General features: G+C 43.3%; 8 protein-coding genes and 3 rRNA genes. 10 read left to right on the forward strand and 1 reads right to left on the reverse strand.

The window, feature by feature from the left end; translation table 11 throughout:
* The first annotated feature begins 72 nt into the window (after window positions 1-72).
* The 7 genes from HWV03_RS00425 (at window position 73) to aroE (ending at window position 5,591) form a co-directional block, all read left to right on the forward strand.
* Window positions 73-1,164 (forward strand): LysM peptidoglycan-binding domain-containing protein, encoded by a 1,092-nt coding sequence (locus tag HWV03_RS00425; RefSeq protein WP_211678036.1) that lies wholly within the window; start codon window positions 73-75, stop codon window positions 1,162-1,164.
* Between the two features lie 22 nt (window positions 1,165-1,186).
* Entirely contained in the window at window positions 1,187-2,293 is a 1,107-nt protein-coding gene (gene dprA, locus HWV03_RS00430; RefSeq protein ID WP_211678037.1) for a DNA-processing protein DprA, read from the forward strand.
* On the forward strand, window positions 2,293-2,769 hold the full coding sequence (locus HWV03_RS00435) for a DUF494 family protein (protein ID WP_211678038.1): 477 nt from the start codon (window positions 2,293-2,295) through the stop codon (window positions 2,767-2,769). The genes dprA and HWV03_RS00435 overlap by 1 nt, the downstream gene beginning before the upstream one ends.
* A gap of 106 nt (window positions 2,770-2,875) precedes the next feature.
* A complete protein-coding gene (locus tag HWV03_RS00440; RefSeq protein ID WP_211678039.1) occupies window positions 2,876-3,445 on the forward strand; it encodes a DNA topoisomerase family protein in 570 nt (189 codons plus the stop codon).
* 60 nt (window positions 3,446-3,505) lie between these two features.
* Complete coding sequence (gene purE, locus HWV03_RS00445; RefSeq protein WP_211673616.1) at window positions 3,506-4,015, forward strand: 5-(carboxyamino)imidazole ribonucleotide mutase; 510 nt, start codon at window positions 3,506-3,508, stop codon at window positions 4,013-4,015.
* 77 nt (window positions 4,016-4,092) lie between these two features.
* Window positions 4,093-4,680, forward strand: a complete 588-nt coding sequence (locus tag HWV03_RS00450; RefSeq protein WP_211678040.1) for an L-threonylcarbamoyladenylate synthase — start codon at window positions 4,093-4,095, stop codon at window positions 4,678-4,680.
* A 98-nt stretch (window positions 4,681-4,778) separates the two neighbouring features.
* Window positions 4,779-5,591, forward strand: a complete 813-nt coding sequence (gene aroE, locus HWV03_RS00455; protein ID WP_211678041.1) for a shikimate dehydrogenase — start codon at window positions 4,779-4,781, stop codon at window positions 5,589-5,591.
* A gap of 79 nt (window positions 5,592-5,670) precedes the next feature.
* On the opposite strand, the gene HWV03_RS00460 is transcribed toward aroE, so the two are convergent.
* A complete protein-coding gene (locus HWV03_RS00460) occupies window positions 5,671-6,213 on the reverse strand; it encodes a gamma carbonic anhydrase family protein (protein ID WP_211678042.1) in 543 nt (180 codons plus the stop codon).
* 490 nt (window positions 6,214-6,703) lie between these two features.
* Here HWV03_RS00460 and HWV03_RS00465 point away from each other — a divergent pair.
* The 3 genes from HWV03_RS00465 (at window position 6,704) to rrf (ending at window position 11,675) form a co-directional block, all read left to right on the forward strand.
* A 16S ribosomal RNA gene (locus HWV03_RS00465) occupies window positions 6,704-8,248 on the forward strand.
* 291 nt (window positions 8,249-8,539) lie between these two features.
* Window positions 8,540-11,433: ribosomal RNA gene (locus tag HWV03_RS00470) — 23S ribosomal RNA — on the forward strand.
* 126 nt (window positions 11,434-11,559) lie between these two features.
* Window positions 11,560-11,675: ribosomal RNA gene (gene rrf, locus HWV03_RS00475) — 5S ribosomal RNA — on the forward strand.
* Together the 16S, 23S and 5S rRNA genes form the textbook arrangement of a ribosomal RNA operon.
* Window positions 11,676-11,837: the final 162 nt, after the last annotated feature.

Here is an 11,837-nt window from a genome sequence, read left to right on the forward strand (position 1 = left end):
GCTTAATTTTGACGTAAAACGTTACAATAATCACTATAAATATAAGCGTTCAAACAACAATTAGGAAAGGATATGTCCATAAAACGTCGTTTGATCTTTGCTTTAGCCGCTATTTTACCCTTTTTAGCGCATGCTGATAGCTTAAACTTAAAAAACCAATACCCCACTGAATACATCGTCAAAGAAGGTGATACGCTTTGGGATATTTCGAGCAAATATTTGCAAAGCCCGTGGCGGTGGCCACAATTATGGGATGCTAATCCTGCTTTAGATGATCCGCATCTTATCTATCCCGGCGATAAACTACAATTAATCTTTGTTGATGGCGAACCTCGTTTAGTGCGTAATCATATGCGCAAGCGTATTTTAAAAGTTTCTCCTAAAGCGCGACCTGAATTAAAAGGCAGTCGAGCAATACCGACTATACCGTTAAAATTGATCAATTCTTTTTTAAGTCGTGATTATGTCGCAGCGGATGAAAGATTAAAACATGCCCCTGTGATCTTAGGCAATAATGACGGTAATACGACATTCATTGTTGGTCATAGTATTTTTGCATCCAGTTCTTTAAAACCGGGTCAATATGGTGTTTATCGCCGAGGTCGTATTTATATCGACCCTGTTACGAATGAAAAATTGGGTAATGAAGTGGAGTTTATAGCCATTGCTCGCGTTGTGAATACTGGAACGGAAACGATTCCAGCGAAATTATCCATTTTAAAAAGCGCGAAAGAGGCACGTAAAGGTGATCGATTGCTCCCTATGCCTGAGCAAGATCGCTTACCTGTATATTTTCAGCCGCGTAATTTTCAATTAGCGAGTGATGGTGTCATTGTCGCTGCGGATGAAAAATACAGTACTATTGGTAAAAACGATGTGGTGATCATTAATCGAGGTTGGCGTGATAGTGTCGGTGCTGGCGATGTTTTTGCGGTATTAAAACGCGGTAAGACTATCATTCGTCGTGAACAAGACCTTGACTTTAATTATGACGATCAAGTTAATCAATATGATAAACTTTTTTCTGACAAAAATGAGTTACAGCTCCCAGATGAACGGATCGGAGAAATGATGGTGTTCAAAGTTTACGACAAAGTCAGCCTTGCACTTATTACACATAGCTCACAAGTGATTAAACTGAATGATAAGGTAAGTAACTTATGATAACTAGGGTGTAAGTGTAATTATGGTTAATGAGCAAGATAAATATTGGTTAGCACTATACGACGTCCCCAAAATTGGTGGTAGTAGGGCGCTAAGGTTATTGAAAAAAACATCGTTAACTAGATTATTTACTGGTTCTGTTCTGTATCTACAATCACTTGGTTTGGATACAGCGCAGCAACAGAGCATTCTAAACCCCGATTGGCAGGCTATTGAGAGCACCTTAAATTGGCTTGCGGATGAACCTGAACGTTATCTTATCCCTATTACCTCAAGTGATTATCCACTGACATTAAAAAATATTGGTTCTCCACCCTTACTTTTGTATGTAGAAGGTAATGTTGAGTTATTATCGAAGCCACAAATTGCCATGGTTGGTACTCGAGATCCAAGTTATTATGGCAAGCGGCATGCACACAGTTTTGCAGCCGGATTAGTGCAAGAAGGATTAGTGGTTACCAGTGGCCTTGCGATTGGTGTTGATAGTGAATGTCATCGTAGTGTATTAGCAGCGAAAGGGCATACCATTGCCGTTTTAGGTACTGGGTTAGCCAATATTTATCCTAAGCGTCATCAGCAATTAGCACAACAGATTAGGGAACAGGGGGCGTTAGTTTCTGAGTTTAGCCCTTTTACTCAAGCGAGACCGGAACACTTTCCCCGTCGTAATCGCATTGTTAGTGGCCTCTCACTTGGTGTTGTGGTCATTGAGGCTGCATTAAACAGCGGATCATTAATTTCGGCTCGTTATGCCGTAGATCAAGGCCGTGAAGTCTTTGCTTTGTCTGGCGCAATTGATAATCCGATGGCTGCAGGTTGTCATTATTTGATCCAACAAGGGGCAAAACTAATTACTCAAATTAGTGATATTACCGATGAACTCACATATATAAATGTAAGTACGAATTCTGAGCAAACAGACCTATTCAGTGCCGTTCCTGAGACTGTTTCATTGCCAAATCAAATTATCTTAGATAGTGTCGGTTATGAAGTAACGACAGCAGATATTATTGCTGAGCACAGCCAACAACCTGTTAGCCAAGTATTAACGAGTTTAATTGAACTGGAACTTGATAATTGGGTGTGTGTTGTGCCCGGTGGTTATGTGAGATCGCAACGGAGGGGCTAATGCTAGATATACTTATTTATCTTTTCGAAAACTTTTATGAACAAAATGAATCTGAGTTCTTAGTTGATCGAGATGACTTACTCGGTGAGTTAATTAAGGTTGGTTTTGCTGAAGCTGAAATTCATAAAGCAATTACATGGATTGAAAACTTAGTCGAATTACGAAATGGTGGGGTTCAAACTCATCTGCAAGTTTCGAGTGTGAGTTCAATGCGGATTTATACAGAGGCCGAGCAACTTTATATAAACACCGAGTGCCGTGGTTTCTTATTATTTTTAGAGCATATTGACGTGCTTAATATTGAAACTAGAGAAATGGCCATCGCACGTTTAATTGAACTTGAGAATACCAATTTGGATCTTGAGGACATTAAATGGGTTATCTTAATGGTATTATTTAATGTGCCAAACGGTGAAGCAGCATATTTACAGATGGAAGAATTAGTACAGGCTAAAGCGCATAATTACCTGCATTAAAACTCGATAATCAGTGACTGGGTGATTTAAATTATATTAATTACTGGCATAAAATGTCAATTTTGATAAAATCCGCCCATCAATTATTTACTTAAAAATTGTTCAAATGTCTAAAAATGACGACAAACTATTTACAGTTCATGAACATGCCTTGGAAAAAGAGTACGAGACGTGCCCGCAATGTGGTGCTGAGTTAAGTATTAAAAATGCCAAATCAGGGCCATTTTTAGGTTGCAATAATTATCCTACTTGTGAGTATTCACGCCCGCTATCAAATCAATCACATTTCGAAGATGACAAAGTGTTGGTTGGTTCCGAATGCCCTGAGTGTCAGCATGAACTCGTATTGAAACGTGGCCGTTATGGCTTTTTTATTGGTTGTACCCAATTTCCCACTTGCAGTTACATGTCTAAAACAGAAACGCCAGACGAAACTGGTATATGTTGTCCGCAGTGTAAGTCGGGTGATTTGATGCAGAAAAAATCACGTTTCGGAAAAATATTTTATTCTTGTAATAAATATCCTAAGTGTAAATACATTATTAATTTCAAACCAATTTCAGAAACTTGCCCCGAGTGTCATTGGGCAATTTTAGTTGAAAAAAAAACCAGTAATGGAAAACAACTTATTTGTCCGCAGAAAAGCTGTGGCTATAAGCGTGCTTTATTAGAATAGTGATAACACTATCGATTAATTTAAACGATTAAAAATAACTCATACGGAAAGGGAATAATTATGTCTACACCATTTGTTGCAGTATTAATGGGCTCAGATTCAGACTTACCTGTCATGCAGGCGACACTGAATGTACTAAAATCATTTGAAATTCAGTACGAAGTGAAAGTAACTTCTGCTCACCGTACGCCAGCAGCGACACATCAATATGTGACCGATGCTGAAAGCCGTGGTTGTGCTGTATTTATTTGTGCTGCAGGTCTAGCTGCGCATTTAGCGGGTGCGGTTGCTGGTATCACTACACACCCTGTTATTGGTGTGCCAATTGATGCGGGTCCGTTACAAGGTATGGATGCATTATTATCAACAGTGCAAATGCCTGGCGGTGTACCTGTTGCTTCTGTAGCAATCGGTAGTGCGGGTGCTAAAAATGCGGGTTATCTTGCTGCGCAAATGCTTGCAATTGGTAACCCTGAAATGGCGGCTAAAGTTAAAGCTGAGCGTCAAGCTAATGCTGCAAGCATCATTGCTAAAGACGAAGCATTACAAGCTAAATTAAAAGCACTATAGCTGTAATTAGTAAGAAACTAAGCTTATCACTGTCGTTATAGAGTAAGAAATGGTAGCGTAAGCTACCATTTTTATTTATGACTATTAATAATAGATATATTACTGTGAATAATTCAACAGCCATTAGCAACGCGGTTACTGCGTTACACAATCAGCAAGTTATTGCTTATCCAACAGAAGCTGTTTTTGGCTTAGGTTGTGATCCAATGAGTGAAAAAGCGGTTCAACGCTTACTATCCATCAAACAACGCCCTGTTGAAAAAGGTTTAATCTTAATTGCAGCAAATTTAGCGCAATTAAATGATTATGTTGATTTTACAGCATTGTCTACAGTGCAAATAAATCTCATAAATCAAACCTGGCCAGGTCCTGTGACTTGGGTTATGCCAGCTAAAGCACAAGTACCTAAATGGTTAACAGGACAGTTTGATAGTATTGCAGTACGTGTTTCTGCCCATCCGACTGTACAGGCATTATGCCTTGCTTTTGGCAGCCCAATCACCTCAACAAGTGCTAACTTAACGGGACTTACGCCTTGCGTGACTGCTGCTGAAGTTACTTGCCAACTTGGGCCATTACTTGGCGCGATTGTTGACGAAGCGGTTGGCGAACTTGCACAACCAACAACGATCAGAGATGCGGTTACGGGTAAAACCTACCGTTAATCAATATTCTATTCTGACAACTTCTATTGACTGATATACTCAAATCGTTGTTTACTAGGTTTTTTCCTTTATCTACCTCATCACAGGAGTTGTGCAGTATGGACCGTTATGCCGTATTTGGTAATCCAATAAACCACAGTAAATCACCTATGATCCACAGCTTATTTGCTCAGCAAACTGGACAAGATCTAAGGTATCAAGCTATTGAAGCCCCTATTAATGGTTTTGTCATGGCGATGAATGATTTTTTTTCTCAGGGAGGAAAGGGTTGTAATATCACCGTCCCTTTTAAAGAAGAGGCATTTTCATTTGCTCAGGAATTAACACCACGAGCGCAACTTGCTGGTGCAGTGAACACCTTGGTACTTACTGACGAAGGTCGGGTAATTGGTGATAATACGGATGGATTTGGTCTGGTACACGATTTATTGCAATATACGATACTAGCTAATAAGCGGGTTTTATTATTGGGTGCCGGTGGTGCTGCGCGTGGCGTAATTGGTCCATTATTAGAACAAGGCATACAAGAACTGGTTATTGCTAATCGCACAGATATCAAAGCGCAACAGTTAGCAACATTATTTAATGATAAGGGCGATATTAGAGCATGTAGTTTTACTGCATTAAGTGGTCGCTTTGATCTTATTATTAACTCGACTTCGGCAAGTTTGTCGGGTTTAGTTCCTGCAATTTCGCCAGCTTTAGTTGATAAAAAAACTATTTGTTATGACATGATGTATAAAGTGGAGGCTACGGCATTCAATTTATGGGCGATGGAACAAGGCGCTGAACTTGCTATTGATGGGCTAGGAATGTTGGTTGGACAAGCGGCTGAAAGCTTTAAAGTTTGGCGAGGCATCACCCCATCTATGTCGCCAGTACTTGAAGTCTTAAGAAAAACGATTAAATAAAATTAATTCTGTTACCCTCTAGGTTAAGTTAGAGGGTATAAGTAGTACTTTATAAATTTGGGCTGTTTTTCGAATCGGATTACTGGCTATCTTCTATATACTCATTTTTTAGCAGTACGTAGTTATCAGCGGATAGTTTCAAGAACGCGATCTCATCATCCGTTAATTTTCTTGCCTGTTTCGCTGGACTGCCGATATAAAGATAACCACTTGCTAATGTTTTTCTTGGTGGAACTAAAGTTCCTGCACCAATCATGACGTCATCTTCAATTATAGCGCCATCAAGGACTATAGCACCCATTCCGATTAATACACGATCACCAATGGTGCAAGCGTGTAATAGTGCTTTATGACCGACGGTAACATCTTCACCAATAAGCAGTGGGATACCATCTGGGTTTACTAGACTTTTCCGAGTAACATGTAATATGCAACCATCTTGTACATTGGTACGGGCGCCAATAGATATTTTGTTTACGTCACCGCGTGCTGCAACAAGTGGCCATATGCTTGCGTGTTCACCAATCTTTATATCTCCGATTAAGACTGCTGACTTATCTATATACACAGAGCCTGCTAATTGTGGTGATATTCCTTGGTACTCTCGAAGTGAAGTGCTCATTGTTGTCCCTATATAGTCATTTATAGTTATTAATGTTAGTCAAATACTCAAATAGCATAGTAAACAACCAAGCTAGATAGCGCTATATTATTTTTAGAAATCACTTGCCTGTAAACGTTAAATCCCTATAATAGCGCCTCACTGACACGGCAACAGTCGTTCAGTAAGGTGTTTATAAATTAACTTTGGTTACTTTTTAAACGTCCTGAATAAAGCATAAATATGTGCTTGACTTCAAATCTGGTTTGCGTAGAATACGCAGCCTGACTACGACGCAAGGCGTTAAGGTCAATGCTCTTTAACAATTTATTCAAGCAATCTGTGTGAGCACTTGCAGAGATATAATGACCAAAAATTATATCAATGTAATTGTGAACATTAAATTAAATCGAAAGATTTGGTTTTATAAACAACAAACCTCGGTTTGTTGTTGAAGTACAGAATTCATTGAGCCGACTTAATCAACATCGTTGATTAGTCAAAAAACTTTTAATTGAAGAGTTTGATCATGGCTCAGATTGAACGCTGGCGGTAGGCTTAACACATGCAAGTCGAGCGGAAACGAAGAATAGCTTGCTATTCTGGCGTCGAGCGGCGGACGGGTGAGTAATGCTTGGGAATCTGCCTAGTCGAGGGGGACAACAGTTGGAAACGACTGCTAATACCGCATACGACCTACGGGTGAAAGGGGGCCTCTTCTTGAAAGCTCTCGCGACTAGATGAGCCCAAGTGGGATTAGCTTGTTGGTGAGGTAAGAGCTCACCAAGGCGACGATCCCTAGCTGGTCTGAGAGGATGATCAGCCACACTGGAACTGAGACACGGTCCAGACTCCTACGGGAGGCAGCAGTGGGGAATATTGCACAATGGGGGAAACCCTGATGCAGCCATACCGCGTGTATGAAGAAGGCCTTAGGGTTGTAAAGTACTTTCAGCGAGGAGGAAAGGCAGTAGATTAATACTCTACTGCTGTGACGTTACTCGCAGAAGAAGCACCGGCTAACTCCGTGCCAGCAGCCGCGGTAATACGGAGGGTGCAAGCGTTAATCGGAATTACTGGGCGTAAAGCGCATGCAGGCGGTTTGTTAAGCGAGATGTGAAAGCCCCGGGCTCAACCTGGGAACTGCATTTCGAACTGGCAAACTAGAGTTCTTGAGAGGGTGGTAGAATTTCAGGTGTAGCGGTGAAATGCGTAGAGATCTGAAGGAATACCAGTGGCGAAGGCGGCCACCTGGCAAGTAACTGACGCTCAGATGCGAAAGCGTGGGTAGCAAACGGGATTAGATACCCCGGTAGTCCACGCCGTAAACGATGTCTACTCGGAGTTTGGTTCCTTGAGAACTGGGCTCTTAAGCTAACGCATTAAGTAGACCGCCTGGGGAGTACGGCCGCAAGGTTAAAACTCAAATGAATTGACGGGGGCCCGCACAAGCGGTGGAGCATGTGGTTTAATTCGATGCAACGCGAAGAACCTTACCTACTCTTGACATCCATAGAACTTTTCAGAGATGAATTGGTGCCTTCGGGAACTATGAGACAGGTGCTGCATGGCTGTCGTCAGCTCGTGTTGTGAAATGTTGGGTTAAGTCCCGCAACGAGCGCAACCCTTATCCTTATTTGCCAGCACGTAATGGTGGGAACTCTAAGGAGACTGCCGGTGATAAACCGGAGGAAGGTGGGGACGACGTCAAGTCATCATGGCCCTTACGAGTAGGGCTACACACGTGCTACAATGGCGCATACAAAGGGCTGCAAACCAGCAATGGTAAGCGAATCCCATAAAGTGCGTCGTAGTCCGGATTGGGGTCTGCAACTCGACCCCATGAAGTCGGAATCGCTAGTAATCGTGAATCAGAATGTCACGGTGAATACGTTCCCGGGCCTTGTACACACCGCCCGTCACACCATGGGAGTGGGCTGCACCAGAAGTCATTAGCTTAACCTTCGGGAGGGCGATGACCACGGTGTGGTTCATGACTGGGGTGAAGTCGTAACAAGGTAGCCCTAGGGGAACCTGGGGCTGGATCACCTCCTTACGTAAAGTTGTTAATTTTTGTAAGTGCCCACACAAATTGCTTGAATAGAAAGTTGAATAGTATGTCTTACTAATAGTAAGACGCTAGTAAGCAAAGATAAGCAATCGCTTGTTTATCTTTGCTTTTTAGCAAATTGCTCTTTAAAAATTTGGAAAGCTGAATAAATAAAGAAGTTCTTAAAACACGTTATTGCTTCGGCAATAACAATATAGTGTTCTTGAGTATTCTTGAGGCGAAAAAAACTAGATAATACCTAGTTATTTCAATTGTACGGTCGACTTTAGATTGTATGGTTAAGTGACTAAGCGTATACGGTGGATGCCTAGGCAGTCAGAGGCGATGAAGGACGTGTTAATCTGCGTTAAGCTGTGGGGAGTTGATAAAAAGCGTTAATCCACAGATTTCCGAATGGGGGAACCCACTCTACTTTGTAGAGTATCGTAACGTGAATACATAGCGTTGCGAAGCGAACCGGGAGAACTGAAACATCTAAGTACCCCGAGGAAAAGAAATCAATAGAGATACCCTTAGTAGCGGCGAGCGAACGGGGTCTAGCCCTTAAGCAGTTTGGAAGTTAGTGGAAGATTCTGGAAAGTTTCACGATACAGGGTGATAGTCCCGTACATGAAAACGACCTTACTGTGAAATCGAGTAGGACGGCACACGTGATATGCTGTTTGAATATGGGAGGACCATCTTCCAAGGCTAAATACTACTGACTGACCGATAGTGAACCAGTACCGTGAGGGAAAGGCGAAAAGAACCCCTGTGAGGGGAGTGAAATAGAACCTGAAACCGTATACGTACAAGCAGTGGGAGCAGACTTGTTCTGTGACTGCGTACCTTTTGTATAATGGGTCAACGACTTAATTTCAGTAGCAAGGTTAAGCGAATAGCGGAGCCGTAGGGAAACCGAGTGTTAACTGCGCGAATAGTTGCTGGGATTAGACCCGAAACCCGGTGATCTAGCCATGGGCAGGTTGAAGGTTGAGTAACATCAACTGGAGGACCGAACCGACTAATGTTGAAAAATTAGCGGATGACTTGTGGCTGGGGGTGAAAGGCCAATCAAACCGGGAGATAGCTGGTTCTCCTCGAAAGCTATTTAGGTAGCGCCTCGCGTCTAACTATTGGGGGTAGAGCACTGTTAAGGCTAGGGGGTCATCCCGACTTACCAACCCTTTGCAAACTCCGAATACCAATAAGTTCAATCGCGGGAGACACACGGCGGGTGCTAACGTCCGTCGTGGAAAGGGAAACAACCCAGACCGTCAGCTAAGGTCCCAAAGTGTATGTTAAGTGGGAAACGATGTGGAAAGGCTCAGACAGCCAGGAAGTTGGCTTAGAAGCAGCCATCTTTTAAAGAAAGCGTAATAGCTCACTGGTCGAGTCGGTCTGCGCGGAAGATTTAACGGGGCTAAACATACCACCGAAGCTACGGATGCAAAGACTTGTTCTTTGCATGGTAGAGGAGCGTTCTGTAAGCCGTCGAAGGTGAGTTGAGAAGCTTGCTGGAGGTATCAGAAGTGCGAATGTTGACATGAGTAACGATAATGGGGGTGAAAAACCTCCACGCCGAAAGACCAAGGGTTCCTGTCCAACGTTAATCGGGGCAGGGTGAGTCGACCCCTAAGGCGAGGCCGAAAGGCGTAGTCGATGGGAAACAGGTTAATATTCCTGTACTCACTTATATTGCGATGGGGTGACGGAGAAGGTTAGGCTAGCATGGCGATGGTTGTCCATGTTTAAGGTTGTAGGCTGTGTGCTTAGGTAAATCCGGGCGCACATTAAGGCTGAGAGCTGATGACGAGTCTCTACGGAGATGAAGTAGTTGATACCCGGCTTCCAGGAAAAACCTCTAAGCTTCAGATATAAGAGAATCGTACCCCAAACCGACACAGGTGGTTAGGTAGAGAATACTAAGGCGCTTGAGAGAACTCGGGTGAAGGAACTAGGCAAAATGGTACCGTAACTTCGGGAGAAGGTACGCCGATGATGGTGAAGGACTTGCTCCGTAAGCTATTGTCGGTCGCAGAGAAATGGTGGCTGCAACTGTTTATTAAAAACACAGCACTGTGCAAAATCGAAAGATGACGTATACGGTGTGACGCCTGCCCGGTGCCGGAAGGTTAATTGATTGGGTTAGACTTAGGTCGAAGCTCATGATCGAAGCCCCGGTAAACGGCGGCCGTAACTATAACGGTCCTAAGGTAGCGAAATTCCTTGTCGGGTAAGTTCCGACCTGCACGAATGGCGTAATGATGGCCACGCTGTCTCCACCCGAGACTCAGTGAAATTGAAATCGCTGTTAAGATGCAGTGTACCCGCGGCTAGACGGAAAGACCCCGTGAACCTTTACTATAGCTTGGCACTGAACATTGAACCTACATGTGTAGGATAGGTGGGAGACGTTGAAGCATTGTCGCTAGATGATGTGGAGTCAACCTTGAAATACCACCCTTGTACGTTTGATGTTCTAACGTAGGTCCCTTATCGGGATTGCGGACAGTGTCTGGTGGGTAGTTTGACTGGGGCGGTCTCCTCCCAAAGAGTAACGGAGGAGCACGAAGGTTGGCTAAACATGGTTGGACATCATGTGGTTAGTGCAAAGGCATAAGCCAGCTTAACTGCGAGACAGACACGTCGAGCAGGTACGAAAGTAGGTCTTAGTGATCCGGTGGTTCTGAATGGAAGGGCCATCGCTCAACGGATAAAAGGTACTCCGGGGATAACAGGCTGATACCGCCCAAGAGTTCATATCGACGGCGGTGTTTGGCACCTCGATGTCGGCTCATCACATCCTGGGGCTGAAGTTGGTCCCAAGGGTATGGCTGTTCGCCATTTAAAGTGGTACGCGAGCTGGGTTTAGAACGTCGTGAGACAGTTCGGTCCCTATCTGCCGTGGGCGTTTGAGAATTGAGAGGAGCTGCTCCTAGTACGAGAGGACCGGAGTGGACGAACCACTGGTGTTCGGGTTGTTATGCCAATAGCATTGCCCGGTAGCTAAGTTCGGAACTGATAACCGCTGAAAGCATCTAAGCGGGAAGCAGGCCTCGAGATGAGTTCTCACTGGGACTTTAAGTCCCCTGAAGGGCCGTTGGAGACTACAACGTTGATAGGCAAGGTGTGTAAGTGCTGTGAGGCATTGAGCTAACTTGTACTAATTACCCGTGAGGCTTAACCATACAAACTGAAGTATGATTAATTGAAATATCGACTTAAGAATAGACAGAACACTTTATGTTTTAAAGACTTCTTTATTTATAGCTTTTCAGATTTTAAAGATACAACTTGAAAGCAAACCAAATTTGCTTGGTGACCATAGTGTTGCGGTACCACCTGATCCCATTCCGAACTCAGTAGTGAAACGTAATAACGCCGATGGTAGTGTGGGGCTTCCCCATGTGAGAGTAGGGCATCGCCAAGCGCCAAATTAAATTGTTGTAACGATAGTTACAGCAATTTTCAGATAACACTCCTTGAGTGATATTTGAAAATTGCCGTGTTTAACACGCCAATGCTCTTTAACAATTTATTCAAGCAATCTGTGTGAGCACTTGCAGAGATATAATGACCAAAAATTATATCA

Source organism: Moritella sp. 36 (assembly GCF_018219415.1).
Lineage (GTDB): Bacteria > Pseudomonadota > Gammaproteobacteria > Enterobacterales > Moritellaceae > Moritella.

Coding starts and splice junctions, on each gene's coding strand:
- HWV03_RS00425 (WP_211678036.1), top strand. CDS start 73: ATGTCCATAAAACGTCGTTTGATCTTTGCTTTAGCCGCTATTTTACCC.
- dprA (WP_211678037.1), top strand. CDS start 1,187: ATGGTTAATGAGCAAGATAAATATTGGTTAGCACTATACGACGTCCCC.
- HWV03_RS00435 (WP_211678038.1), top strand. CDS start 2,293: ATGCTAGATATACTTATTTATCTTTTCGAAAACTTTTATGAACAAAAT.
- HWV03_RS00440 (WP_211678039.1), top strand. CDS start 2,876: ATGTCTAAAAATGACGACAAACTATTTACAGTTCATGAACATGCCTTG.
- purE (WP_211673616.1), top strand. CDS start 3,506: ATGTCTACACCATTTGTTGCAGTATTAATGGGCTCAGATTCAGACTTA.
- HWV03_RS00450 (WP_211678040.1), top strand. CDS start 4,093: ATGACTATTAATAATAGATATATTACTGTGAATAATTCAACAGCCATT.
- aroE (WP_211678041.1), top strand. CDS start 4,779: ATGGACCGTTATGCCGTATTTGGTAATCCAATAAACCACAGTAAATCA.
- HWV03_RS00460 (WP_211678042.1), bottom strand. CDS start 6,213: ATGAGCACTTCACTTCGAGAGTACCAAGGAATATCACCACAATTAGCA.